This window comes from Streptomyces sp. NRRL S-1022, assembly GCF_000720135.1.
Classification (GTDB): Bacteria; Actinomycetota; Actinomycetes; order Streptomycetales; family Streptomycetaceae; genus Streptomyces.
The window spans coordinates 118,146-143,798 of the sequence record NZ_JOIU01000005.1 but is presented as its reverse complement, the minus strand read 5'-3'; the positions used below and the strand labels follow the sequence as shown (position 1 = coordinate 143,798).

Annotated in this window: 22 protein-coding genes; 12 read left to right on the top strand and 10 right to left on the bottom strand. The window is 73.4% G+C overall.

Features of this window, described 5'->3' with window-relative positions:
- Positions 1-68 precede the first annotated feature (68 nt).
- On the bottom strand, positions 69-1,370 hold the full coding sequence (locus IG05_RS0106715) for a glycosyltransferase (RefSeq protein WP_037813242.1): 1,302 nt from the start codon (positions 1,368-1,370) through the stop codon (positions 69-71).
- A 220-nt stretch (positions 1,371-1,590) separates the two neighbouring features.
- Positions 1,591-2,787 carry an amidohydrolase family protein gene (locus tag IG05_RS0106710; protein WP_030340062.1) on the bottom strand — a complete coding sequence of 399 codons (1,197 nt, stop codon included), beginning with the start codon at positions 2,785-2,787 and terminating at the stop codon, positions 1,591-1,593.
- Between the two features lie 267 nt (positions 2,788-3,054).
- Between IG05_RS0106710 and IG05_RS43590 the strand changes: the two genes are divergently transcribed.
- The 3 genes from IG05_RS43590 (at position 3,055) to IG05_RS0106695 (ending at position 6,681) form a co-directional block, all read left to right on the top strand.
- Entirely contained in the window at positions 3,055-4,545 is a 1,491-nt protein-coding gene (locus IG05_RS43590) for an FAD-dependent monooxygenase (protein WP_030340061.1), read from the top strand.
- Between the two features lie 121 nt (positions 4,546-4,666).
- The gene (locus tag IG05_RS0106700; RefSeq protein WP_051789558.1) at positions 4,667-5,464 is read left to right on the top strand and encodes an FkbM family methyltransferase; all 798 of its coding nucleotides are present in this window, start codon (positions 4,667-4,669) and stop codon (positions 5,462-5,464) included.
- Between the two features lie 62 nt (positions 5,465-5,526).
- Positions 5,527-6,681, top strand: coding sequence for a nucleotide disphospho-sugar-binding domain-containing protein (locus IG05_RS0106695; protein WP_078893929.1), 1,155 nt, complete (start codon positions 5,527-5,529; stop codon positions 6,679-6,681).
- A gap of 67 nt (positions 6,682-6,748) precedes the next feature.
- Here IG05_RS0106695 and IG05_RS41945 read toward each other — a convergent pair whose 3' ends face one another.
- Positions 6,749-7,180, bottom strand: a complete 432-nt coding sequence (locus IG05_RS41945) for an SCP2 sterol-binding domain-containing protein (protein ID WP_037813148.1) — start codon at positions 7,178-7,180, stop codon at positions 6,749-6,751.
- Positions 7,181-7,393: 213 nt separating this feature from the next.
- Here IG05_RS41945 and IG05_RS0106685 point away from each other — a divergent pair, with 213 nt between their 5' ends.
- From IG05_RS0106685 to IG05_RS0106675, 3 genes are all read left to right on the top strand, one after another.
- Positions 7,394-8,167 (top strand): NAD-dependent epimerase/dehydratase family protein, encoded by a 774-nt coding sequence (locus tag IG05_RS0106685; RefSeq protein WP_030340058.1) that lies wholly within the window; start codon positions 7,394-7,396, stop codon positions 8,165-8,167.
- A complete protein-coding gene (locus tag IG05_RS0106680) occupies positions 8,167-9,168 on the top strand; it encodes a beta-ketoacyl-ACP synthase 3 (RefSeq protein ID WP_030340057.1) in 1,002 nt (333 codons plus the stop codon). Before IG05_RS0106685 ends, IG05_RS0106680 begins: the two co-directional genes overlap by 1 nt.
- A 111-nt stretch (positions 9,169-9,279) precedes the next feature.
- Positions 9,280-9,537 carry an acyl carrier protein gene (locus IG05_RS0106675; RefSeq protein WP_030340056.1) on the top strand — a complete coding sequence of 86 codons (258 nt, stop codon included), beginning with the start codon at positions 9,280-9,282 and terminating at the stop codon, positions 9,535-9,537.
- 131 nt (positions 9,538-9,668) lie between these two features.
- Here IG05_RS0106675 and IG05_RS0106670 read toward each other — a convergent pair whose 3' ends face one another.
- The 6 genes from IG05_RS0106670 to IG05_RS0106645 form a co-directional block, all read right to left on the bottom strand.
- The gene (locus IG05_RS0106670) at positions 9,669-10,526 is read right to left on the bottom strand and encodes an NAD(P)-dependent oxidoreductase (RefSeq protein ID WP_030340055.1); all 858 of its coding nucleotides are present in this window, start codon (positions 10,524-10,526) and stop codon (positions 9,669-9,671) included.
- A gap of 75 nt (positions 10,527-10,601) precedes the next feature.
- Positions 10,602-11,000 (bottom strand): SchA/CurD-like domain-containing protein, encoded by a 399-nt coding sequence (locus IG05_RS0106665; protein WP_030340054.1) that lies wholly within the window; start codon positions 10,998-11,000, stop codon positions 10,602-10,604.
- 53 nt (positions 11,001-11,053) lie between these two features.
- Positions 11,054-11,791, bottom strand: a complete 738-nt coding sequence (locus IG05_RS0106660) for an SDR family NAD(P)-dependent oxidoreductase (protein ID WP_030340053.1) — start codon at positions 11,789-11,791, stop codon at positions 11,054-11,056.
- 237 nt (positions 11,792-12,028) lie between these two features.
- Positions 12,029-14,779, bottom strand: a complete 2,751-nt coding sequence (locus IG05_RS0106655; protein ID WP_030340052.1) for a bifunctional YncE family protein/alkaline phosphatase family protein — start codon at positions 14,777-14,779, stop codon at positions 12,029-12,031.
- Between the two features lie 4 nt (positions 14,780-14,783).
- Positions 14,784-16,148 (bottom strand): ABC transporter permease, encoded by a 1,365-nt coding sequence (locus IG05_RS0106650; protein WP_030340051.1) that lies wholly within the window; start codon positions 16,146-16,148, stop codon positions 14,784-14,786.
- Positions 16,145-17,131 carry an ABC transporter ATP-binding protein gene (locus IG05_RS0106645; protein WP_051789555.1) on the bottom strand — a complete coding sequence of 329 codons (987 nt, stop codon included), beginning with the start codon at positions 17,129-17,131 and terminating at the stop codon, positions 16,145-16,147. Before IG05_RS0106645 ends, IG05_RS0106650 begins: the two co-directional genes overlap by 4 nt.
- Positions 17,132-17,286: 155 nt before the next feature.
- On the opposite strand from IG05_RS0106645, the gene IG05_RS41940 reads away from it, so the two are divergent.
- The 4 genes from IG05_RS41940 to IG05_RS0106625 all read left to right on the top strand — a co-directional run bounded on the left by IG05_RS41940 (position 17,287) and on the right by IG05_RS0106625 (position 21,932).
- Positions 17,287-17,544, top strand: a complete 258-nt coding sequence (locus IG05_RS41940; RefSeq protein WP_051789552.1) for a hypothetical protein — start codon at positions 17,287-17,289, stop codon at positions 17,542-17,544.
- Positions 17,545-17,787: 243 nt separating this feature from the next.
- Positions 17,788-19,299 (top strand): glycoside hydrolase family 43 protein, encoded by a 1,512-nt coding sequence (locus IG05_RS0106635; RefSeq protein ID WP_030340049.1) that lies wholly within the window; start codon positions 17,788-17,790, stop codon positions 19,297-19,299.
- A gap of 54 nt (positions 19,300-19,353) precedes the next feature.
- Positions 19,354-21,108: a cellulase family glycosylhydrolase gene (locus IG05_RS0106630; RefSeq protein WP_030340048.1), complete on the top strand. Its 1,755-nt coding sequence runs from the start codon at positions 19,354-19,356 to the stop codon at positions 21,106-21,108.
- Positions 21,109-21,293: 185 nt separating this feature from the next.
- The gene (locus IG05_RS0106625) at positions 21,294-21,932 is read left to right on the top strand and encodes a DedA family protein (protein WP_030340047.1); all 639 of its coding nucleotides are present in this window, start codon (positions 21,294-21,296) and stop codon (positions 21,930-21,932) included.
- A 101-nt stretch (positions 21,933-22,033) separates the two neighbouring features.
- Here the strand turns inward: IG05_RS0106625 and IG05_RS0106620 are convergent, their stop codons facing one another.
- On the bottom strand, positions 22,034-23,635 hold the full coding sequence (locus IG05_RS0106620; protein ID WP_030340046.1) for a TROVE domain-containing protein: 1,602 nt from the start codon (positions 23,633-23,635) through the stop codon (positions 22,034-22,036).
- 337 nt (positions 23,636-23,972) lie between these two features.
- Here IG05_RS0106620 and IG05_RS0106615 point away from each other — a divergent pair, with 337 nt between their 5' ends.
- Positions 23,973-24,332 carry a DUF779 domain-containing protein gene (locus tag IG05_RS0106615; protein WP_030340045.1) on the top strand — a complete coding sequence of 120 codons (360 nt, stop codon included), beginning with the start codon at positions 23,973-23,975 and terminating at the stop codon, positions 24,330-24,332.
- Positions 24,333-24,472: 140 nt separating this feature from the next.
- The gene (locus tag IG05_RS0106610) at positions 24,473-25,645 is read left to right on the top strand and encodes a phosphodiester glycosidase family protein (RefSeq protein WP_030340044.1); all 1,173 of its coding nucleotides are present in this window, start codon (positions 24,473-24,475) and stop codon (positions 25,643-25,645) included.
- Positions 25,646-25,653: the final 8 nt, after the last annotated feature.

Below are 25,653 nucleotides of genomic sequence, written 5' to 3'. Positions count from 1 at the left end.
ACCGGGACGGGGGCGGGGACCGGGGCAGAGACGGGAGGCGCGGGGCGGGAGCTGTGCCGCCCCGCGGATCAGCGGCGGGTCGCGAGGACCGGCCGCCGGGTCGCGATGAGCTCTTCGAGGAGCACGGCCAGCTCCTGCGGCGCCCGGCGCCCGGCGAAGGCGGTGCGCAACGCGGACGCCTTCCGCCGGTAGCCGGGCTCGGTCAGGACGGTGCGCACGGCCTCGGCGAGGACGTGCCCGGGCGGACGCTTCGACCGCAGGTCGATGCCCGCGCCGCTCCAGGCGAGCCGGGCGCAGACCTCGGGCTTGTCCTCCGTCACCCCGGCGGCCACGACCGGGACGCCGTGGGCGAGGGCGAGCTGGACCGTGCCGTAGCCGCCGTTGGTGACCAGGGCGCCGAGGTGGGGCATCAGCTCCGCATAGGGCAGGAACGGTTCGACGTGGACGTTCGCCGGCAACGCGGCGGGATCCAGGTCGGGGTGGGACGTGCCCGCGGTGGTCACGACGACGGTGATGTCCTGACCGGCCAGCGCCCGGACGGTCGGTACGACCAGCTCGCCCAGGTCGCGGGCGCCGGTGCCCTGGGTGACGAGCACGACGGGCCGGTCCTTCTCCAGCTCGGGCCACCAGCCGGGCAGCGGACCCGGCGGTGGGGCGGCCGGGAACAGCGGTCCTATGAAGTGCACCTGCTCGGGCAGGCGCCGGCGCGGGTACTCGAACTCGGCCACGGTCGCCTGCGCGTACAGGTACGGGGTGAGGTTGGCGTCGAACGGGCTGGAGCGGACCGGTGACAGGCCGAACTCCCGCCGGATGGCGTTCATCCGGTCGAGCGGCTCCGGGAACCGGCGCCGCTCCGACGCCTCGGTGTACCGGTTGCGGATCCGCTGCCAGGGCCGCCCCCCGGGCGGCCAGCCCTTCCCGAAGGGCGGCACCCACGGGTCCGGGATGGCCAGGGGTGCCACGCTGAGCGTCGCCCACAACTCTCCGTGCAGCTCGTGCATGAGCGAGGCGGCGGCCAGGGTGGAGTCGGCGAGCACGACGTCCGCCCCGTGCCGGGCCATCAGCGCCTTGATGTCGCGGTACTGCCCCGGCACGGGGCGGACGAAGACGTGTTCCAGGAACCACGGCCCGCGGGCCTCCGGCGGCAGGGACAGGAACTCGGGGTACTCGTCGGTCAGTCGGTCGAGGTCGACGAACGCGCCGTCCGCCGGCGGTGCGAATTCGGCACCGGAGCGCGCGACCCGGTCGGCGTAGGCGGTGCCCGTGTACCAGACCACCCGGTGCCCGCGTCCGACGAGTTCGGTCGCTACGGGGCCGAACGGATTGACGTGACCGCTTGCGGCGAGGGTGGCCAGGAGGATGGTGGACATCATCCGCTCCGTTCGGGGAAGCGTGCCCGCCGCAGCGGTCGGCGAAGGCACTGAGGTCGGCGGGCTGCCAAGGATCGCCCACCCCGCTGGACCCCGGCTGGACGCTCCCGCGAACCGGCCGGACGCGCTCCCGCAGCCCGACCGGACGCGTTCGTGCGGCCCCGCCGGACGCGTTCGTGCGGCGGCCCGCCGGGTCCCGGTCTTGCGGAGCGGGGTCCGCTCAGGGCTGCCGGGTGACCTGGGCCCCGCGCTTCCAGACCCCCCGGACGGCCCGGGTGGCACGGATGTCCACGGTCGGGTCGCCCGCCACCAGGAGGAGGTCCGCGCGCAGCCCGGGAGCGATCCGGCCCCGGTCGGACAGCGAGAAGACGCGGGCGGGGGCCGCGGTGGCCGCGGTGAGCGCCTCCGGCGGGGTCAGCCCGGCACGGACCAGCAGTTCCAGCTCCCGGTGCAGGCCGATGCCGTGCAGCCACATCACCGCGTCGGTCCCGGCCAGCAGCGGCACCCCGGCGTGGTGTGCCGACCGGACGGCGGCCTCGGCGGCCGCCGGGTCCACCGGCAGCCGTCGCGCGGTGCCCGCGCGGTGGCGCTCCAGCAGTGCCAGGTCCTCGGGCGCGAGGTGGCCGGCCACGGCCGGTTCGTCGGCGAGGGTGCCGAGCTCGGTGCTGCCGGAGAACAGCTCGACCATGCTGAGCGTGGGGATCGCGAAGACCCCGTGCCGTGCGAGGGTCTCGCCGAACTCGGGCCCGGGCGCGCGCTCGACGAGCAGGTGGGCCAGACCGTGCGCGCCGGCCTCCACGGCGTCGAGCGCGGCCCGCACGGTACCGGTGTGCACGAGGGTGAGCATGCCGCGCTCACGGGCCGCGGCGATGACCGCCGCCATGGTCTCTTTCCGGATCACCGGAAGCGTGCTGCCGTCCATGTGGCCCGAGACCTGGCCGTCGTCGTAGTGGATCTTGATGTAGTCCGATCCTTCGGTGATCCGGGCGTCGACGAAGCCTGCGGCCTCTTCGGGTTCGGTGAGAGTCGGGATCTCCGGGAAACGCGCCGAGCCGTGCCCGCCGGGGACGGTGGCGGCGCAGCAGGCCGAGCGGAGGTCGGCGAGGGACGAACCGAGCGGGCCGTCCTGCTCCTTCTTCGCGGCGGCCATCCTGTCCGGGAAGTTCGCCATGTCCAGCTCGGTGGTGACCCCCCAGACCAGGGCCTGGCGGAGCGCGGCGCCGACGATGTGGGTGTGGGCGTCGATGAGGCCGGGGAGCAGGGTGCACCCCTTGCCCTCCACCACCTCGGCGCCGGCCGGCACGGTGAGTCGGCGGCCGGTCGTCTCGATGCGCCCGTCCGCGACGACCACGGTGTCGTCGGGGTGGACGCGGTGTCCGTCGAAGATCCTTACCTCGCGGAAGACCGTCCGGGCCATGGGGCTCCTCCTGGGTGTCCGGTGCTGCCATCGGGCGTCCACCGTGCGTCCAGCGCACACGGTGAAGCTGGGGGCGGTTCCGGGGTTCTGCGCCCGTGGAGGGGCTGATCAGGAGGGACTCGACGGGGCCGTGGGAAGCCGGTCGGGGCCCACCGTAGGTGAAGTCGAGGACGACTGTCCACAGCGTGCGAAGCAACCCCTGGGACGCCAACACCGTGCGCGTGGCGCTGATGTGACGGCCATTCGAACGAGCGGAAAGCAGAGGTCATGGCATCGGAAACCGAGGTCGTGGTGGTGGGCGCGGGGCCCGTGGGCTTGGCCTTGGCGGTCGAACTCGCCCGCCGCCGGGTGGACTTCCGTCTCGTGGACCGCCGGGAACAGCCGCGCCCGGGCACGCGTGGCTGCACCGTCTGGCAGCGCACACTGGAGACCTTCGACCTGATGGGTCTGCCGGTGGCGGAGTTCCGGGCGCGTGCGGTGGAGTACCGGCGCCGGGTCTACCACCCCTTCGGCGGGCCGGAGTTGGCCGTCGACCTGCGCGAGGAGGAGGGGCCGTACCCGCTGCCGCTGCTCATCGGCCAGCAGGAGACCGAGCGTGCGCTGACCGAGCGGCTGCGGGAACTGGGCGGCGGGATCGAGCGGGGGGTGCGCGCCGTCGCCGTGGCGCAGGACGCCGACGGCGTCTCGCTCACCCTGGAGCGCGGTGACGCGGCCCGGGAGACGGTCCGGGCGGGCTGGGTGATCTCGGCGGAAGGCTCGCACGGCGTGGTGCGCGACGCGCTCGGCATCCCGTGGCAGTCGACCCGCTTCGACGGGACGCAGCTCGTCCAGGTGGACGCCTTCGCGCACGGGTTGCCGTCCGGCGGCCCGGGCGAGGCGCACCTGTACCTGACGGGGGACGGTTTCCTGGGGAACCTGCCGCTGCCCGACGGGCGGCGCCGGCTGTTCGCCGCGGTCGCCGACCCGGATCCGGACAACCGGCTCGCCCCCTCCGTGGAGGAGGTGGAGGCGTACGTCCGCAAGCTTTCCGGCGCGGCGGACGTACGGCTGGAGTCGCCTCTGTACAACTGGCGGGTCCGGCTGCACAACAGTGTCGCCGCCCGGTTCCGCGAGGGCCGCTGCTTCCTGGTGGGCGACGCCGCGCGCACCGTCATGCCGGTCACCGCCCAGGGCATGAACACCGGTATCCAGGACGCCTTCAACCTCGGCTGGAAGCTGGCGGCCGTCCTCGCGGGCGCCCCCGACCGGCTGCTGGACACCTACGAGGCGGAGCGCATGCCGGTCGCCCATGACCTGTTGGCGCGCACCCGGCGGTCGTTCTGGGGCGGTGTCGGCACACCCCCGACGGCCGAGGCCGTCGCCGCCGGGGTCGGCAAGCAGCAGCGGGCCCGCGGCGAGAAGGCCGTGGACTACCGGAGCAGTCCGCTCAGCCGGCAGTCCGCGCAGCACCCGGGCCCGGCGGCCGGTGACCGCGCCCCGCAGGTCGCGCTGCTCGGCGCGGACGGGACCGCGACCACCCTCTACGACGAGCTGCGCCACGGACAGTGGGTGCTCGTCGGGACGGCCGCCACGCCCGGTGCCCTCCCCGGCGTCCGTGCCACGCGGCTTGCCGCGGGCGCCCACGAGACGGCCGGCTACCACACGCCGCCCCCGGGCGAGGTGCTGCTGATCCGGCCGGACGGCTACGTCGGGTACCGCGGCGCATCCGGCCGGGACGAGGACGCGCTCGGCCACCTGGCCCGGGTCCTCGGCGGCTGAACGGCGTTCCGGCAGCCCGCCGGCGACGTGCTCGCAGCTCATCGACGGCGTGCTCCCGGCCCGTCGTCGCCGGGGCGCACGGTCCCCGGGACTCACCGAGAGAAAGCAGGAGGGACAGGGCATGACTGGACCAGGGGAAGCGCCGGCCCACGAGACCTACGAGATCACGCTTCCCGGCGGCCGGAAGGTCCTGAGCCCGGAAGCCAACCAGGGACTCGCGCTGTGGCAGGACGTCGTGGGGAACGACGTCTACGCCCGGGCGGTGGACGGCCTGTCGGCCGGTGACGTCGTCTTCGACGTGGGGGCGAACATCGGGTTCGCCGCCTGCTTGTTCACCGACCTCGTACCCGGCCTGCGGGTGTACTCCTTCGAACCCGCCGAGGCCTGCTACGCCTGCCTCCAGGTGAACGCGGCCCGTCTGCGGGCCGACATCACCGCGGTCCGGGCCGCCGTCGGAGCGGAGCCGGGGACGGCGGAACTGACCTACTACCCCAAGTCGCCCGCGCAGAGCAGCCTTTACCCGGACAGCGACGAGGACCGCCGCAACAGCACGGTCTACCTGGTCAACAGCGGCATCGGAGCGGAGGCCGCCGACGTGTTCCTGGCGGACATGCACCGGGGCCACAGCTACCCGGTCGCGGTCACCACGGTGGCGGCGGCCCTCGACGAGTACGGCGTGGACGAGCTCGCCCTGCTGAAGATCGACGTGGAGCGGGCCGAACAGGACGTCCTGGACGGCGTGGGCGAGGCAGGCTGGTCCCGGGTCCGCCGGGTGGTGGCCGAGGTCCACGACACGGACGGCCGGCTGGATTCCGTCACCCGGCACCTGTCCGAGCGCGGATTCGAGGTGGAGGTCGGCCAGGAACGGCTGCTCGCGGGAACCAACGTCCATATGCTGCTCGCCGCCAGGGACCGCTGAACAGCCGGGGGAGGCCTGCGGGTTCGCCGGCCGAGGAATGGGGAGGTCCCATGAGAGTCCTGATGACGTCGATATCGGCCCCCGGGCACGTCACCCCCATGGTGCCGCTCGCCTGGGCGCTCCGTGGCGCCGGGCACGAGGTCGTGGTCGGCGGCCAGCCCAATCTGATGCCGGCAGTCCGCGGAGCGGGACTGTGCGGGCAGCCGATCGGGGAAGCCTTCGAACAGCTGCTCCTGCTGCGGAACATGCTGCCGGACGGCGCGACCCCGATCGAGGCGTGGGGACGTGTGGTCGACCCGTTGTACGCGAGTGCGGCGCGGACCTGGGCCCACCAGGCTCACCGCACGGTGGACGAGTACCTGGACTTCTGCCGGGCCTGGGCTCCCGACCTGATCGTGTCCGAGCCGTTCGAGTTCTGCGGGCGCCTGCTGGGCGGAGTGCTGGACATCCCGTGGGTCCGCCACGGGATCGGCCTGACCGGGCGGGCGGCGCGGTTCGAGCGGAGCGCGGCCGAGGCGCTGATCCCGGTCGTGGAGCGGCTGGGGCTGAAGGAGGGCGCGCCGGAGCCCGTGCTGACCCTCGACACCTGCCCGCCCTCGTTCGGGCAGCCGGACGCCGCGGCGCGGCGGCCCATGCGGTACGTCCCCTACAACGGTACGGGGGCCGTACCGGACTGGGCCCTGGAACGCACCGGTGTGCGGCGGGTCTGCGTCTCGCTGGGCACCCAGACGCTCGTACTCAACGGTGTTCCGCTGCTGCGCCGGATCATCGAGGCCGTGTCCGGGATCGACGGCCTGGAGGTGGTCGTGGCGCTGGCCGCCGCGGACCGCGCGTCGCTGGGCACGGTTCCGCGGGGGGTGCGGGTCGTGGAGTCCCTGCCGCTGAACGTGTTCCTGGACCGGTGTGACGTGGTGGTCCACCACGGCGGGGCCGGCAGCTCCCTGACGGCGACCGCGTTCGGCCTGCCGCAGCTGGTCGTTCCCCAGTTCCTCGACCAGTTCGAGTACGGCGACCGGCTGGCCGCCGCGGGTGCGGGGATCACCATGGACAGCGCGGAGAAGCAGAACGGCGTCCACGAGATCCGCAAGGCGGTGCTCGGACTCCTCGACGACCCCGCCCACGCGCGGAGCGCGCGGGCGCTGCGCGACGAGGTGCGGGCGATGCCGTCGCCCGGTGACACCGTCGCCGTTCTGGAGCGCGTGGCCGCCACTGCCTGAAGGCCGGGCGGCGCCGCGCCGCGGACGGGACGAGAGGCTGTGCGGGCCTCTCGTCCCGGTCGCGGTCTCAGCCGAGCTTGAACCAGTCCTTGAAACCTATCGCCGCGCCCAGGTTCCCCTCGGTGACGAGGCGTTTCTCGGCGCTGAGGTGGAAGCCGGTGGTCTCGCCGACGGACAGCAGCAGCAGATCCCCGAGCCCGACGGTCGTCACGGCCGTGGCGGACCCGGCCGCCCCCCGGCGGGCCCGGCAGGTGCCGTCGCCCACGGCGACGGTGTACTCCAGCGTCCCCGCGGCCGTCGTGACGTCGAACTGGAACTCACCCTGGGCGCCGGACGCGTTCTCCGGTACGAAGGCCCCCTCGTACAGGGCGAAGAGCGTGTCCAGGGCCTCCGCGGGGCCCCCGCAGAACGCCACCGCCTTCGCCTCCGCCTCCTCGGCCGTGCCGCCTCCGACCAGCCCACGGAGTTCGGCGATGTTCTTCACGCGTGCTTCCATCATTGCTCCGATCTCACGATGCCCCGGACGTCCCCGGTTCGAGCCGTACCCTCGCACCTCCCGCTGGACGTCCTATGGACGCGGTGTCCGCGCACGGAGCGGGCCGGGGTGCCGGGGTGACGGCGGCGGTGCCAGCCGGGGTCCAGCGACCTGCCAGAGCGCTGCACCAGGCTCAAGGAGGCAGGGCCGGCAGTCTCTAGAAAGGACCGCAACCGCATGGAGATCGTCGGAGACGGCTTCATCGCACGCCACCTGCGCCCGTTGGCCCACCGGCATCCCGGCACCGTGGTCTTCGCCGCCGGCGTGTCGAGTGCCGGGTCGGTGGCCGAGGAGCAGTTCGCCCGGGAGGCGGAACTGCTCTACACGGTGATCCGGCGCTGCACGGCCGACGGGCGGCGACTGGTGTACCTCTCGACGTGTTCGGCGGGGATGTACGGCGCGCCGGACGGCAGGGGCCGGGAGGACGAACCGGTCTTCCCCAGCTCGGCGTACGCGCGTCACAAACTGGCCCTGGAAGCGGTGCTGGCGGCCTCCCGGGCCGACCACCTCGTCTTCCGGGTGACCCACCTGGCCGGCCCGGGGCAACGGGCACACCAGTTGCTCCCGGGGCTGACCGAACAGATCCGCGGCGGCTGCCTCCAGGTGCACCGCGGCGCCTACCGCGACCTGCTCGACATCGACGACGCCGTGTCGGTCTTCGACGCGCTGATGACGGTCCCCGAACCGCCGCGGGTGGTCAACGTGGCCTCCGGTACGGCGGTACCGGTCGAGGACATCGTCGGGCACATCGAACGGTCGCTGGGCACCGTGGCGCGCAAGACCTACCGCCAGGTCGCCGGCGCGTACACCGTCTCGGTCGACCGGCTCGCACACCTGGTGCCGGAGGTGGCCGAGCGCATCGGCCGGGCGGACTACTACCGCACGGTCATCGACCGCTATCTGAGCGCGACGCAGCCGGCGGCTCCGGCCGCCGCCGAAGGGACCCGATGATGACCGCACGCCTGCTCACGACCGAACGCCGGCACAGCCGCATCCTCGGCCTGGGCACCTACCGGCCCCGCCGGGTGGTGACCAACGCGGAGATCTGCGAGCGCATCGACTCCACCGAGGAGTGGATCGAGACGCGCTCCGGCATCGTGACCCGGCACTTCGCGTCGCCCGACGAGACGCTGCCGGTGATGGCCGCGGCGGCCGGTGCCAAGGCCCTGGCCCACGCGGGCCTGGAACCGGGGCGGATCGACTGCGTGATCGTGGCGAGCATGTCGAACCTGGTGCAGACCCCGGCACTCGCGGTGGCCGTGGCCGACGCGCTGGGCGCACGGAACGCGGCCGCCTTCGACCTCGCTTCGGCCTGCGCGGGCTTCTGCCAGGCGCTGGCGGTCGCCGGTGACCTGGTGTCGTCGGGGGGAGCCGGGCACGTCCTGGTGATCGGCGCGGAGCGGATGACCGACATCGTCGACCCGACCGACCGTGCCATCGCGTTCCTCTTCGCGGACGGGGCCGGCGCGGTGGTGGTCGGCCCGTCCGCCGAGCCCGGGATCGGACCGGCGGTGCGCGGGGCCGACGGCTCCTACGCGAACGCCCTGCGGATGGACAGCGACTGGGGCTCGGTCAGGGACGACCCGAACCTGCCGCGGCCGTACCTGAGGATGGACGGCCGCAGCGTCTTCCGCTGGGCGGTCGGCCGGATCGTGCCCGCGGCACGGCGCGCCATGGCCGCAGCGGGGGTGCGTCCCGAGGAGCTGGCCGCCTTCGTCCCGCACCAGGCGAACCTGCGGATGACCGAGGTCATGGCCGACCGCCTGGGCCTGGCGGACTCGGTGCGGGTGGCGACGGACGTGTCGGCCAGCGGCAACACGTCGGCGGCCTCGATCCCGCTCGCGATGGAACGGCTGCTGGCCGAGGGCACGGTGCACAGCGGACAGCCGGCGCTGCTCATCGGGTTCGGCGCGGGCCTGAACTACGCGGGACAGGTCGTCCTGATGCCGTGACCTCGGCAACTGCCGTACGCCCCACCGGCGTACACGGCGGGAACCGGGACGCGCCTCACAAAGTAGCGCGAATCACGAGAATCACGCGAATGACGAGAATGAGGAGAGACCATGCGGACATACACTGCGGCGGACTTCCAGAAGAACGTCGACGCCTGCGTGGGCGTCGACGACGCCGTCGTCTTCGACGAGTCCAATCTGGAGGTCGAGTTCACCGACCTCGGGCTGGACTCGCTGGCCGTCTACGAGCTGTTCACGCGGCTGGAGGAGGACCTGGGATTCCCCATCCCGGACGAGGACATCGACAACCTCAAGACCCTGGGCGCGGTCCTGAAGTACGTGGAGGGCCGGCTCGCCGAGGCCCGGTAGAGGGGGCTGAACGACCGACTCGCCGGGCCCGGGATCGCAATCCCGGGCCCGGCGAGTCCTTGGTGGGCGTCGAGCCCGTGTCGCGGCCGTCCGCGCGTGGGCGGGACCGGGCACGGGCCCCGGCCGCCGGGTCAGGCCGGCGCCTCCCCGACGACCGCGGCGTCGAAGTCGCCCTTCCCTTCGGCGACAGCCCGCTCGAAGTAGCCCGCCGCGGTCTCGGTCACGGTCAGCTCCAGGCCCAGGTCCCGGGCCTCCTCGACCACCAGACGCAGATCCTTGTGCATCAGGCCGGCCTTGAAGGCCGCCGGCTGGAACCGGCCACTGCGCATCAGGTCGGCACGGAACGACATGACCTTGGAACTGAACCCGCTCGCCCCGATCGCGGCCAGCAGCAGGTCACGGTCCAGGCCGGCCCGCTCGCCGTACCGCACGGCATCGGCCAGCGAGGCGACCTGGGCCCCGAGCAGGAGGTTGAAGGCCAGTTTCATGGCGGGCGCCTGACCGACCGGTCCCAGCGGGACGACGGTGCTGCCCAGGGCCCTGAGCACGGGGTCGGCCGCCTCGACGTCCTCCGGGGCGCCGGAGGCGAGCACACGCATCGAGCCCTCGCGTGCCTGCGCCGGGTTGCCGATGACGCAGGCGTCGATCCAGCGTGCGCCCGCCTTCTCCACCCGCGCACCCGCGTCGCGGGCGTACTTCGGTGAAACGGTCGAGGTGTTGACGACCAGAACGCCCGGCCGCAACGCGATCCGGTGGAAGAGGAGCTCCTCGACCGCGTCCTCGTCGGCGACGCTGAGCAGGAGGACCTCGGCGGCGGCCGCGGCCCGGGCCGCCGAGTCGGCCAACTCGGCGCCGGCCTCCGCGACGGGCAGCGCCCGTTCCCTGGTCCGGTTGTACACGGTGACCCGGAACCCGGAGTCGAGCAGGCGGAGCGCCATTCCGCTGCCCATGCTGCCGAGCCCGATGAAGGCGATGTGTCGGCCGGTCATCTACGACCCTTCCGGTGACGTGTCCGCGGCGGTCCGGCCGCGGACGGGACGGTTCGGACGTGCGGCGGGACGGACTCAGAGCTTGGCGAGGATCTCCGGCGGCAGGCTGTCCACCGAGAGCTGGGACAGGACCCGCATCGAGCTGTTCCGGAAGTAGGTGAGGAACCCCTCCACGGTGGAGGTGTCGCGCGGCTCGGCCAGGTACGGGGCGAGCTTGCGCTCGGCCTCCTGGACGCCCTCCTGGCCGGCCATGTGGCGGCCCACGTCCTCCAGGGTTCCCTCGAAGGTGATGAACCGCACCATCCGGTCGTCCTTGATGAACAGCGAGGTGGCCGTGATGCGCCCGATCTCCTTGCCGCTCTCGTCCCGGATGACCGGGGAGCCCGCCCGTTTGAAGTTGGCGGCGGAGAAGATCTCGGCGATCTCCTCCTCGAATCCGGGCTTGATCTTGTAGGTGATGGCAGCGGTGGGCATGGGACGTCCTTCCGGGTCGGTGGAATCCATCGGGTCGACGGCCGAACGGGGGCTCACAGCCCGCCGTCGACGTTCAGCGTGATGCCGGTGACGTAACGGGCGGCGTCACCGGCGAGGAAGAGCACGGCGTGAGCGACCTCGTCGGCCGTCACCAGACGTCCGAGGGCGGACATCCGGGACATGCGGGTGCGGACCTCGGCCGGGAGGCCGAGGTCCGCACCCACGTCGACGATGCCCGGGGCGACGGAGTTGACCCGTACGCCCTTCGGGCCGAGTTCCTTGCTCAGAGCCCGGGTCAGCCCGGTGATGCCGGCCTTCGCGGCGCCGTAGTGGGCCCGCCCCGGCACGCCTCGCGCCGCGGCGGAGGAGCCGATCGAGATCACCGACGCGTCCCGGGCGAGCAGGCCGAGAGCGGCTCGGGTCACCCGGTACGCGGACGTCAGGTTCGTCTCCAGCACCCGCTGCCACTCCCCCTCGCTCAGTTCGGCCAGGGGGGACGCGGCGTCGATGCCCACGTTGTTGACGAGCACGCCGATCTCGCGGCCGGTGTCGCGGCAGGCCTCCACCAGACGGCCCACGTCCGCCGGATCGGTCAGGTCGGCCCGGACCATCCGGTGCTTGCCGCCGGTCTCGGCAAGTGCTGCCAGCACTGGTTCGGCTGATGATTCGTCACTGTGGTGGCAGCCGATGATGTCGGCGCCGGCGTTCGCGAGGGCCCGGGCCGTCGCGAAGCCGATCCCGCGCGTCGCACCCGTGACAAGAGCCAGCCTGCCGTCCAACCGCAGATCCACTGCGCCTCCAAAACGGTGAACCGTTCGCTTCCACGGAGACTGTCGCGGGACAGGCTGGACGCTTGCTGGACCGCCCGTGTCACCCGGGGCGCCGGGGGAACTGCCGGGGCACGGGTCAGCAGTCGCGCACGTACCGGACCCGGCTCCGGTCGGCGTCCTCGTCCTGGAGCAGGCCGCGGGGACCGGTCCCGGCACGCGGGGTCTCACACCTTCTCGACCACGGAGGGTGACCGTGGGTCAGCCGTCGGACTCCGGTGACGGGAGGTAGGCGCCGGGCACGTCGTTCGGTGCGTAGATCCTCTTCTCACCGGGGTACGGACGCGTCCAGTTGTGCGTCTGGTACCACGTCAGGTGGTTCAGCTGCGCGGGGTTGGCGAAGTCGGGGACGGCGTGCGGTCCGGTCAGGTGCTGCCCCGACTTCCAGGTGTCCCACCGGGCCGCGAGGGACTCCTTGTCGGCCGGCACCCGGGCCGCGGGCACGGCCGCCGCCTTCGGGTCCTGTGCGGCGGGGGTGTCGAGGCCGCAGGAGGGCGGGGTCTTCAGGCCGTCGGTCAGCGGGGTCCGGTTGGGCAGCGCGGTGAACGGCGTGTAGTCGGCGTGCCGGGTGAACACGCCCCGCATCGGGGTGGCCGCGCTGTCCTTCTGGTTCATCGGGTGGATCCCGAGGATCTGCTCGATGGTGCGGATCAGCGTGATCTGCGTGTAGTAGTGGTCGTCCACGACACCGTGCCGGGCCCAGGGGCTGATGATCTGGATCGGGGCACGGTGGCCGTCGACGTGGTCCAGGCCCGCCTGGGAGTCGTCCTCCACGACGAAGACCGCCGAGTCCTTCCAGTACCGGCTGTGCGAGATCTCGTCGACGATCCTGCCGGTCGCGAGGTCGTTGTCGGCGACCTGGGCGGCCGGGCTCGCCGGGCCACCGGTGTGGTCGCTGGAGAGCCAGAACATGTTCAGGTTCGCCGGACCGTTCTTCTCGAAGTCCTGCTTCCAGATCTGGTGGCGGTAGACGTCGGGGACGCTGGTGTCGAACTTCGGGAAGCCGGGCACCGACACGCTGTTGAGCGACGGGATCGGTGACGACGAGTTCAGGGGGTAGGCGGTGCCCTGCCCGGTGGCGTCCATGTGCTTGGCGTCGCAGTACAGGTTCTGCCAGCTCGCGCCGGAGGGCTTGGTCAGGAACTGCTGGAACTCGCCGAAGTCCCGTACGGTCCGGCCGGCCGCCTGCGCGCCCGTCCACAGGAAACCGGTCCTCTGGTGGCCGAGGGCGTCGTCCTCGGTGTCGTAGCTGCGCGCGTACTCGCCGGCCGAGGACTCCGTGTACTCGGGATTGTCGGCCTGCATCAGCCAGTTGTGACCCTCGGCGGAGTTGGTGCCGATGTCGTACGTGTTGTCGTACAGCCCGAACTGCCGCGCCAGCGCGTGCTGGTTGGGTGTGACGTTCTCGCCGAACTGCGTCAGCGAGGGGTCGCCGTCGCCCTCGGCGACATCGCCGAAGACCTGGTCGTAGGTGCGGTTCTCCTTGACGATAAGGAACACGTGCTTGATGGTCGACGGGTCGCCGATCCGCGCCGGGACCGGCTGCGGCTTCGGGTGGCTGCCGCGCCTGGCGGACGAGGCCGCGCCGGCGCTCCAGCCGTTCTGGCGGAAGACCTTGGCGGTCTGGGCGCGGATGACACGGTCGTCGGGCAGGGTGAACTGCGTCAGGCTGGAGGTCGTGTCGTGGGTGCCGTGGCCCGCGCTGTCGGGGCGGCGCGCGTCGATGCCGCGGGTGTGGGAGACGACGACCTTCTCCCCCACGGTGGCGATCTCGGCGGGGAAGTAGTCCGTGGGGAGCAGGCCGACGTAACCGACGGGCTCCTGCGGGGAGGTGTAGCGGTAGACGGCGACGGCGTCGGCACGGCCGAGCGTCACCAGCAGGTGGCCGTCGTCGGTGAGGGTCACGGCGTCCGGCTCGTAGCCGACCGACGCCTCGGGCCAGGGCTGTGTGGAGATGGTCTGGACGACCTTGCCCTTGGCGGTGTCGATGACCGACACGTCGTTGTCGGCGGTGTTGGTGACGAACACCGCGCCGTGCCGCGCGTACACCGCGGTCGGGTGCAGTCCGACGTCGATGGTCCCGACGGCGGCGGACGGGTCGGCCAGGTCGATGACGCTGACCGTGCCGGTGGTGGTGGCGCCGGTCTGCGGGTCGGCCGGGACCTGGGTGCCGTAGGAGTTGAGGGTGGAGTCGCCGGCCTTCGCGGGCCGGCCGCCCTCGTTGCCGACGTAGAGCGTGTCGCCGACCCGGGCCATGCCGCGCGGGGCGTTGCCCACCGGCCAGCTGCGCTCGACGGCCCCGGTCGCCACGTCGAGGGCCACCACCCGGTTCTGGCCGTTGACCGCGGCGTACACGGTGGCGCCGTCGGCCGAGAACACCGCCGCGCCGACCAGGGCGTGCTTGCTCCCGTCGGCCGGGATCCGGACGGTGACCGGGTCGGAGAGGGTGCCGTCGGGCCGCACCGTGAACCTCGTGTAGCCGTCGGTCTGGCCCAGCCACAGCTGTGTGCCGTCGGGTGAGTAGGCGGGGCCTTCCTGGCCGACGGCGCCGCTGCCGATGCGCAGGTCGTCCGCGGCGGAGGTGCCGATCCGCTGCTTCACCTGCCCGGTCGCGAGGTCCACCACGACCAGCGCGGCGTCGCCGTCGGCGAGCGAGGCGGCGAGGTGGGTGCCGTCCGGGCTGACCGTCGACGACATGATCTTGCCGTCGTCGATGACGAGGCGGTCGCCGTACGGGTCGAGGTACTGGTCGGCGGAGACGACCCGTCCCTTGGCGGTGACCTGGCCGACCTGGTCGGTGCCGAAGTGACGCGTGTCGGCGAGGGCGGTGCCGGTGGCCAGGGCCGCCGTGGCGATGCATGCCGTGACCAGGGCCGCCCGGCGGCTGACCGGTCTGCCCAGCAGGACGTGGTACCGCTTCCCGGCCGGCCGGCGGCGGCGCGTTATCTGCATGGCGTCATCCCTTCGCGGAGGTGGAGAGCAGCTCGACATCGCCGTCGAACTGCCACAGCGGGTTCGGTGCGTCGCCTGCCGGCGTCCGCACCAGGAAGTAGCCGTTCACTTCCTTCGGTCCGTCGCCGTCCGCGACGAACCGCCCGTCTGCCGTGATGTCGAGCTGGTACACGGCCGACCCGGTGGCCGCGACGCCCGGCAGGTGCCAGGAGACAACGCACCGCCAGTCGTTGCCCGGGCCCCGGGCGCCGTCCTGGACGCCTGCCTTGGAGCACGCCGCGGCGGTCCTCAACCGGGCCTCGGTGACCGCGGGCCGGTGCAGCTGCCGGGTCTGCATGCGGTACAGGTGGGCGAACTCCGTGGCGAGCGCGCGCTCCACCTTCGTCTGCTCGATCCCGGAGCCCGTGGCCGTGGTCGTCGCCGCCACGACGGCCACCGTCACCCCCAGCAGCCCCGCCAGCGGCAGGGCACCCGTGGTGAGCGCGCGGCGCGCCGAGCCGTCGTCGGTGGGGTTGGTGAAGTCGCGGCGCAGGAACAGGACATGGGCCAGCGCTGTCGCGGTCACGGCCCACAGCAGGCTGACGGCGATGCCGATCAGGAGCGGGGTGAGCTGCGCCGGGCTGGTGAACAGGCCCTTCCAGCCGGTGAAGGCGTCGCCGGGCAGGGCGAGGCGTACGGCGACGGGGAGCGGCAGCGTCTGGGCGAGCTGCATCGCCAGCGCGACGAGCGCGGGCAGCAGCAGTCCCACCGGGGAACGCCCCAGCGCGACCGACCCGAGGAACCCGATGCCGGCGAGGGCCAGGGTCGGGGCGAGCACGCAGGCCCAGGCCAGCAGGACACCGGTCGCTGCGTCCCCCGGGGTGAGCAGGCGGCCGTCGAGGCCGACCAGCGGCTGGTTGCCCACGGCCAGCAGTCCGCCGAGGGTGCCGGAGACGGCCAGTCCGGTCACCAGCAGCAGGATGACGGTGAGTCCGGCCAGTACCTTCGCCGCGAAGATCCGCCGGGGCGAGCGCACGACGACGAGCAGATGGCGCCAGGTGCCGAGCCGGTCCTCGGAGGCGAACACGTCACCGGCGACGACGGAGGTCAGCAGCGGCAGCGCCCAGGTGCCGGCGAAACCGAGCGTCACCAGCGGACCGGCCCACCCGGTGGCGTGCATCCAGCGGCCGAAGAGGGTGTCCGTGGGCAGCGTGCTCTGCACGCTCACGCCGGCCACGAACAGCGCCGGCGCGAGCCAGCAGGCGAGGACCAGCAGGCGGATCCGCCACTGCGAGAGGAGTTTGACGACTTCGAAGCGGTAGCCCCGGGCGATGGAGACACGGCCTGGAGCGGCCGGCTGCCCAGGGGCGGCTACGGCGGGCGCGGTCACCGGGCGGCCTCCTGACGGCGAGCGCCGGTCTGCCGCGCGCCGGCGGGGCCGGCCGTCCGGGGTTCGGTCAGGGCCAGGAACGCCGCCTCCAACGGGGAGACGACGGGGCCGAGTTCGCGCAGTGCGATGCCCGCGTGGACGAGCCGTACCACCAGGTCGTCGAGGGCGGGGACCAGCGCGCGCACCACGAGCGCCTCGCCGCCCCCGCGTCCCGCGGTGTCACCGGCCAGGTGGATGCCGGGTGCGTCGGCGGCCAGCCGGCGTGCCCGGGCCGGGTCCGACGTGACGAGCCGGTAGTCGAGTTCGCGGTTGCCGGCGGCCAGCTCGCCCAGCGGCCCGGAGAAGACGACCCGCCCCGCCGCGAGGATGGTGACCTCGGAACACAGGGCCTCCAGGTCGTCCATGCGGTGGCTGGACAGCACGACGGTGGTGCCTTCCCGTGCGAGCCGGGTGAGCACACCGTGGACGTGCTTCTTGCCGGCCGGGTCCAGGCCGTTGGACGGTTCGTCCAGGACCAGCAGCCGCGGCCGGGCGAGCAGGGCCGCGGCGAGGCCGAGCCGTTGCCGCATGCCCAGGGAGAATCCGCGGGTGCGGTCGTCGGCGACGTCGGTGAGCCCGACCTGCGCGAGCGCGTCGTCGATCCGCGCCGGCCGCGAGCCGTCGCCGCGCAGGGCGGCGAGCGCGGCGAGGTTCTGCCGCGCGGTGAGCGAGGGGTACAGCCCCGGCCCGTCCACGAATCCGGAGACACCACTCGGGCCTTCGAACGCCCGGCCCACCGGCGTACCGAGGATCTCCAGGCGGCCGCCGTCGGCCACGGCCAGGCCCAGCAGCAGGCCGAGCAGTGTCGTCTTGCCGGCGCCGTTCGGCCCGGCCAGGCCGTGGATCCTCCCCTGCGCCACCTCCAGGTCGACACCGTCGAGTGCCACGACATCGCCGAAACACTTGGTGATCCCGCGAGCCCGGACCGCGAGCTGTGAGTCCATGAGCCCCTTCTTCCGTAGGCCTCATGGACCCTAGGAAGCGCACACGACACCGACAGGACGCGCAGGCTGAACGCTCAGGGAACGACAGCCCAAACGGAGGTCAACAGGCGCACCCGCCCTGCCCGGCCGCACTCCTGACGGCACGCCGAGAGGGAATGGGCCTGCAACGACCGCCGGACGAGGCTGCCCTGCCGGCCGAGCCGACTCGTGCCGGGTCGCGGGAGTTCCTGCTCACGGTCGGCTTCCCCGCCGTTCACCTCGGCGTCGTGGGGACCGGCACGAGGCACCTGCGGGACGAGGACGGGCTGGAACCGTTCGACGCCGACGAGATCCACGGGGAGCGCTGCCCGGACGACGACTCCCTGCCCGTGACTCCTCCTTCACCGTGGCCACCTGGTACGACCAGCACTTGACGCCCGACGCGTCCGACGGCGGCATCACGCACTACGACCCCAACGGCGGGGACCGCGGGGCCGGCTGCTGCCCGACCGACCCGTTGTTGAAGCGCATCGACACTGCCCTCGTCACGATGCGGTGCCGATCTCGCAGGCAGGCGAAAGTTTCTCGGGAACCACGGCTCTTGTCTCAGAAGAACCGGGCCATTACCTTGCCCTGTCTAGTGAAGCGCTTCGACAGCGAGCGAAAGGACCCCAGGGGTGTCCCTCCCTCAGCAGACCGCCCGCGCGGCCAACCCCGTGATCCCGGGCTTCCACCCCGATCCCAGCATCTGCCGGGTGGGCGAGGACTACTACCTCGCGTGCTCCAGTTTCGAGTACTTCCCGGGCGTACCCCTCTTCCACAGCCGCGACCTGGTGCACTGGACGCAGATCGGCAACGCCCTCGACCGGCCGAGCCAGTTGAGCCTGCCCGTGGACACGCCGTCCTCCGCCGGGATCTACGCCCCGACCCTGCGCCACCACGACGGACGTTTCTGGCTGATCGTCACCGATGTGCACGAGGGCGGCGGCAACCTGGTCGTCACCGCCACCGACCCCGCCGGGCCGTGGTCGGATCCGGTCCGGCTGCCCGGCGTGCCCGGCATCGACCCGGACCTCGCCTGGGACGAGGACGGCACCTGCTGGTGCACGGTCGCCGGAGTGGCACAGGTGCGCATCGACCCGTCCACCGGGCAGACGTACGGGCCGCCGCACGAGGTCTGGTCCGGCACGCCGGGCGCCAAGGCCCCGGAGGCGCCGCACCTGTACCGGATCGGCGGCTACTGGTACCTGCTCATCGCCGAGGGCGGCACCGAGCGCGGCCACGGTGTGTCGGTCGCCCGCGGCCGCACCCCGAGCGGCCCGTTCGAGCCGTGTCCGGCCAACCCGGTCCTCACCCACCGCGGCACCGACCGTCCCGTGCAGAACACCGGTCACGCGGACCTGGTCCAGGCTCCCGACGGCTCCTGGTGGATGGTGCTGCTCGGGGTACGGCCGCGCGGCGGCACCCCCGGCTGGCACGTGCTCGGCCGGGAGACCTTCCTCGCCCCGGTGACCTGGGCGGACGGCTGGCCGGTGATCGGCGAGCCGGCCCTGGACCTGACCGCGCCGCCGTGGCCCCTCGTCCCCGGCCCGGCCGCGGAGCCGCGCGACGACTTCGACCTCGGCGAGCTGCGGCCGTACTGGATCTCGCTGCGGGACCGCCCCGCCGAACTCTGCACCACCAAGGAGCGCCCCGGCTGGCTGACGCTCCGCGCGCGCGGCGGTTCCCTGGACGAGCCCGACGCCGTCTTCACCGGCCGGCGCCAGCAGCACCCGTCCTGCCGGGCGCGCACCCTGGTGGATGCCGCTCAGGGCCGCGGCGGCCTCGCCGTACGGCTGGACGAGCGGCACCACTACGCGATCGAGGCGTCGGGTACGCAGGTGCGGGTCATCGCGCGCGTCGGCGATCTGCGCACGGTCGTGGCCACCCGGCACGTGGCAGCCGGGCCGCTGGTCCTGGCCGTCACGGTCACGGACCCGCCGCTCCCGCACGAGCCGCGCACCGGACCCGATGTGGTCTCCCTCGGCGTCGAGGAGCCGGACGGCACGTTCACCGCGCTCGGCGGGCTCGACGGCCGCTACCTGTCGACGGAGGTCGCCGGCGGCTTCACCGGCCGCGTCCTCGGCATGTACGCCGCGGCAGGCACCGTCCACTTCGACTGGTTCGACTACGCGCCCCTCCCCGGCTGAGCCGGGCGGCCCCGGATCCGATCCCTCCGCACGACCGACCGAAAGGGACGACACGTGAAGGACACAGCGCACTCCGCGCACCGCCGCAGCCGCGGCCCCGGCCGTCCGGCGGCCCTCCTGCTGGCGCTGCTCGTCACGCTCGGGCTGTCCGCCGGCAGCACGTTCGCCGCGGCCGGCGGCCACGGGAAGGCGGCGCGGCCGACGGTGCGGGTGCCGGCCGCCGCGGCGGACGCCGTCGCGGCCATGCAGCCCGGCTGGAACCTGGGCAACACCCTCGACGCCATCCCCGACGAGACCTCCTGGGGCAACCCGCCGGTCACGAAGGCCCTGTTCGACACCGTCCGCGCACAGGGTTTCCGCAGCGTCCGCATCCCGGTGACGTGGACCGGCCACCAGTCCGCCACCGCGCCGTACACGATCGACACCGCGTTCCTGGCCCGCGTCAGGCAGGTGGTCGACTGGGCACTCGCCGACGGCCTGTACGTCGTGCTCGACGTGCACCACGACTCCTGGCAGTGGATCGCGGACATGGCCGGCGACCACGACAAGGTGCTCGCCCGCTTCGACGCCATCTGGACCCAGGTCTCCGCCGCGTTCCGGGACGAGCCGCGCACGCTGCTCTTCGAGAGCATCAACGAACCGCAGTTCAACAACGCCACGGACGACCGGAAGACCGGGTTGCTGAACGAGCTGAACACGTCGTTCCACACCATCGTCCGCTCCTCGGGCGGCGGCAACGCCGGCCGGCTGCTGGTGCTGCCCACGCTGGGCTGCACGCCCTCCCAGGACCTGATGGACAACCTGTCCGGCACGATGAGCGCGCTGCACGACGCGAACCTGGTCGCCACCGTGCACTACTACGGCTGGTACCCGTTCAGCGTGAACATCGCCGGCGGCACCCGGTTCGACGCCGCCTCCCAGCAGGACATGACCGACGCCTTCACCCGCATGCACGACACGTTCGTCGCCAAGGGCATCCCCGTCTACCTCGGCGAGTACGGCCTGCTCAGCTGGCCCGACCACACCCACCCCGACGCCGTCGAACGCGGTGAGGGGCTGAAGTACTTCGAGCAGCTCGGCCACCGGGCGCGCACCGCCGGGGTCACCACCGCCCTGTGGGACCCCTTCTCCCTGCTGAACCGCGCGACGCTCCAGTGGCGCGACCCCGCCCTGTTCGCCTGGATCAGGTCGGGCTGGACCACCCGCTCGGGCACCGCCTCCTCCGACCGGGTCTTCGTGCGCAAATCGGCCCCGATCACGGCCCGGACGCTCACGCTGAACCCGAACGGCACGGCGTTCCGGGGCCTGTGGCAGGGCGGCACCCCGCTCGTCGCGGGCCGGGACTACACCCTCTCCGGCGACCAGCTCACCCTCACGGCAAGCGCGCTCACCCGGCTGGCCGGCGACCGCGCCGAGGGGGTCGACGCGACCGTCCAGGCACGCTTCTCACGCGGGCTGCCCTGGCAGATCGACGTGCTCGGCTACGACACCCCGGTGCTGTCGGACGCCTCCGGTACGACGGGTTCCTTCACCATCCCCACGCGGTTCCGGGGTGACGTGCTGGCCACGATGGAGGCCAGGTACGCCGACGGCGGCAACGCCGGGCAGGCCGACTGGACGCCGTACCAGGAGTTCAACCGGGCCTTCTCCCCCGACTACCCCGGCGGCAGGACCGTCCTCACGCCGGACTTCCTGGGCGCGCTGCGCGACGGCGCGCCGGTGACGCTCACCTTCCACTACTGGAGCGGCGCCGCCGTCACGTACCACGTGACCAGGTCCGGAAGCTCGGTGACCGGCACGGCGTCCTGACCGGACGGCTCCCCGCCCCGGCCGCCCGCCCGGGCGGCCGGGGTTTCCCGTCCCAGGTCGACCGGGACGGCTGTGCGGGGACGCGTGGCTTCCGGCGCGCGTCCCCCGCGACCGGCGCGCGCCGGTGTGCCGGGCGCGCGATGCTGGGGAACGGACGTCCCCGAGGAGGCCAGGAGGCTCGGCCGGTGATCGCCGTCAACCCGATGGACAGCGCCTCGGTGCTGGCCGCCTTCGGCGCACTGGGTGTGCTGGCGGTGATCTTCGCCGAGTCGGGTCTGCTGGTCGTCGGCTTCTTCCTGCCCGGTGACACGCTGCTGTTCCCGGCCGGGGTGCTGTGTGCGGGCGGCGCCGACCAGCCCCCACGGCTGGCGCTGTGGCAGGTGCTGGTGTGCGCGGCGGTCGGGGCGGTGGCGGGCGGGCAGGCGGGCTATCTGATCGGCCGGCACGGCGGCCGCGCGCTGCTCGCGCGCACCTCCAGCGGCCGGCTGAGGGCCGCGGCGACCCGGGCGGAGCGGCTGCTGGCGCGCTACGGCCACGGAAAGGCGCTGGTGATCGGCCGGTTCGTACCGCTGCTGCGCTCGGTGCTGCACCCGGTGGCCGGCGCCCTGGGCGTGCCGGGCGGCGCCTTCACCCTCTGGCAGACGGTGGGCGGGCTGCTGTGGACGCAGACGCTGGTGCTCGCCGGATACACCCTGGGCGCCTCGGTCCCCCACATCGACGACTACCTGCTGCCGCTGGTCGCCCTGGTGGTCGTGGTGTCGCTGCTGCCCCTGCTCGCGGGGGCCCTCCGCACCCGCCGTGAGCGCCGCGGCTCCCCCCACTGAACCGGCCGGTCCCGCCGCCGGCCGGGCCGTGGCACCGCGGTCCCGGATCCGGGGCGGCCACCCCGGCCCACCCCGTCGCGCACCGGGCGGGGCCGGGCCGGTCAGGCCGGTTCGGCGGTCCACGGCCAGGCGGCCTCGCGGCCGGCCTCGACGAGACCGACCATCCGGAACGCGGCGTCCGTGAGGCCGCCGAAGGTGTGCCGGTGGGGGCCCGTGGGCCCGTGGGCGGGCCGGTACCCCGCCAGGTTCCACGTGTAGACGGGGACGTCGGCCGGGACCGGGTCGGCGGGGCCGCCCGGGTCGTAGGGGGCGGCCTGTTCGTCGGTGACGATCAGGACCCGGTCGTGCCGCCGGTAATGCGTCCGTACCGCCTTCGCGGTGTAGGTGCCGCCGAGCCCGCGGAACCGTTGCAGCACCTCAAGTACCGGCTCGCCCGGCTCGAACGGCACCCGCGCGCTGTTCCAGCCGAACTCCACCAGGTCCGCCTGCTCGGCCCGCAGGGCCAGCGCGGTGCCGAACACGGCCGCCGCGTCCGCCCGGGTCAGCCGGGACCGCTCGGAGACGGTGTCCCAGAACATGGAGTCGGACCGGTCGACCAGGATCAGGGTCCGGCCGGGCAGGGACGGCACGTTGGCCAGGGAGTGGCCCAGGGCCCGTTCCAGTGCGGCCGCCCAGCGCTGCGACGGCGCGTGCCGGTGGGCGGCCAGGTAGCGGAACGGGAACTGCCGGGACCGGGCGACCTCCGAGGCGTCCGAGAGCCGGGCGGCGACCCGGGCCGCGACCTCGTCCGAGACCCCCGCCGCGTCGAAGTTCCGCAGGTTCCGCAGGAGCGCCATCGGCCCCATCGAGGGGATCACCGCTTCCCAGACGGCGGCGTCCACCGGCCCGTGGAGCCAGCCCGCCAGCGCCTCCCAGGTCATGCCCGCGGCGGCCAGCCGCTCGGCGCCGCCGGGACCGGTCACCACCGCCCGCCGCTCCTGCGCGGCCGACTCCATCAGCTCCCGGTGGGCGGCCAGCAGGCGGTCGGAGGCCGGCGGGACCGCCTGCTCCGGGTGGTGGCGGCGGTCCAGCGCGTACCGGAAGAGCGGGCCCTGCCAGGGCTTGTCCGGGTCGGGCGAGGCGTGCACCAGGTTGAGCACGTCACCGAAGCGGAAGCCCCTGGACGCGGTGTCGTACTTGAGCAGGGACCGGGACGTGTACAGCCGGCGGACGCCGTCGGCGACGCCCCGCTTCACGGGCTGCGGCACCTTCCGCCCGTACGCCGAGATCCAGTGGGCGAGCAGCTCGCCGGGCTCGTCGGCGCGCTGGAGCACCGAGTCGATCACGGACCGGTTGGACGGGCCCGCGGACGTCCCGGCCCGGAGCCGGGCCCGCACGTACGCGGCGGCGCCCACCAGGGACGCCGTGCGCATGTTGCCCTCTGCGCGCAGCCAGCGCAGCAGGCCGGCCGTCCACACCGGGTCCTGGACGGCGAGTTCGCCGACGAGCCGGGTGTACCGGTCGTCCCGGTCCCCGGCGCTCTCGTAGAAGGTCGGCTGGGAGACGAAGTTGCCGACCGCGAGGAGGAACAGCTCCTCGCGGGGCTCCCGGACGAACGCCGGGCCGCCCTCGTAGGTGCGGACGTCCGGGACGGCCGGTCCGTGCGGGAGCCGTGGCGGGTGCGGCGCGCGGGCGCCCGCCGAGACGTGCGGGGCCACGAGCATCTCGGGCCAGATCTTGGAGACGCGTGGAGTGTGACGAGGCAGTGAATCCCCCCGGATTAAAGGAGGCCGGCCCCGGCCGAACGGACCGACGGGCGGAGACGAACGCGCCTGCCGAGATCAAGGGGGCGGCGGCGTCACTTGGTCGTCGGAAGGAAGTAGCCGCAGCCGAGCGCATCGACAGGCGCGGTCGCGACGCCAACCTACAAGGGCCCCGGGCCGCGCACCAGCGATTAACACGGGCCCCCTCCGCCCCGGGCAACGACGCGTGCTGGACGGGTTGGTGACCGTCCATGAGACTGGAACGGCCCCGAGCCCCCGGTTGTCCAGGAGGGTGACCATGGAAGAGGAGACCCCGCGCGTCGAACTCACCCCGCGGGCCGCGCAGCTGGTGCGCCGCCTGCGCGCGGAGCACGGCCCGCTGATGTTCCACCAGTCGGGCGGTTGCTGCGACGGCAGCGCCCCGATGTGCTACCCGGACGGTGAGTTCCGCACCGGCGGCTCGGACGTGCTGCTGGCCGAGCTGGACGTCGCGGGCGTGCCCGAGCCCGTCACGTTCTGGATGTCGCGCAGCCAGTACCAGGCGTGGAGCCACACCCGGCTGATCGTGGACGTCGTACCGGGACGCGGCAGCGGTTTCTCGCTGGAAGCACCCGAGGGGGTGCGTTTTCTCACCCGATCCCGCGTCGTCGGCGCCTAGTCGGCCACCCGGCCGCCCGACTCTGGTGCACTGCCCCTGCGAACAGATCGGCTGACGAGACATCAGGGGACAGCGTGACGAGACGTCGCAGGGGTCGGGCAGCGGGCGGAGCGGTTCTCACGACGGTCACGGCGTTCGGTGTGCTGGCCGGTGTGTCACTGGCGGGTGCGGGTCCCGCCGGTGCCGCACCGGCGGGCAGCCGGCTCGCCCCGGGCGTCACCTACCGGCACTTCGACGTCCCCGCGGCGGCGGGGACGGCCCGCGCCCACCTGGTCACGGTGGACCTGGCCGATCCGCACGTCCACGTCGGCCTGCTGTACCCGGGCACGGTGGCGGCCCGGGCCACGGTCTCCCGGCTGGCCGGCTCGGCCGGGGCGGTCGCCGGGGTGAACGGGGACTTCTTCGACATCACCGAGACGCAGCACCCGGGCGTGGAGGCCACCGGTGCCCCCGTGGGACCGGCGGTGGCGGGCGGAGCGGTGCTCAAGGCGGCCGTGCCGAAGGGCCAGCGGTTCGGGCCCGCGCTGCCCGCTGGCGGCAGCACCCGGGACGTGTTCGGCGTGGGCACGGACGGGCGGGCCCGGCTGGACCGGCTCTCCCTCTCCGGCTCGGTCGGCACGCCGGAGGGCAAGCTGCCGCTCAAGGGCCTCAACCAGTACGCGCTCCCGGTGGACTCCGTCGGCGCCTTCACCGCCCGCTGGGGCAGCGCCTCCCGGGTGCGCGCCGTGTGCGGCACCGACAGCCGGCGTTCGGCGCCGTGCAGCGGCGACACCTACGAGGTGAAGGTGCGCGGCGGCCGGGTGGTCTCCGTCTCCGACGCCCCGGGCACCGGCACGATCCCGGCGGGCACCACGGTCCTGGTGGGCCGCGAGGCGGGCGCGCGGCGGCTGCGCGAACTGTCGGTCGGTGACCCGGTGGACGTCACGCACACCCTGGTGGCGTCCTCGTCCGGAGTGCCGTACGCGTTCGCGATCGGCGGCTTCCCGGTGCTGCGGGACGGCACCCCGCTGTCCGGCCTGGACAGCACGACCTCGGCGGTGCGCACGGCCGTCGGCTTCAAGGACGGCGGCCGGCAGCTGCTGCTCCTGGCACTGGACGGCGCCGCCGCCTACCGCAGGGGCCTGACCGTCGCGGAGGAGGCACGGACCATGCGGTCCCTGGGGGCCACCGACGCCTTCAACCTCGACGGCGGCGGCTCGACGGAGCTGGTCACCCGCGACACCGGCGCGTCCTCCGTGTCGGTGCGCAACCACCCGAGCGGCGGCTCCGAGCGACCGGTGCCCAACGGCATCGGGGTCTTCTCGTCCCCGTGAGACCGGTG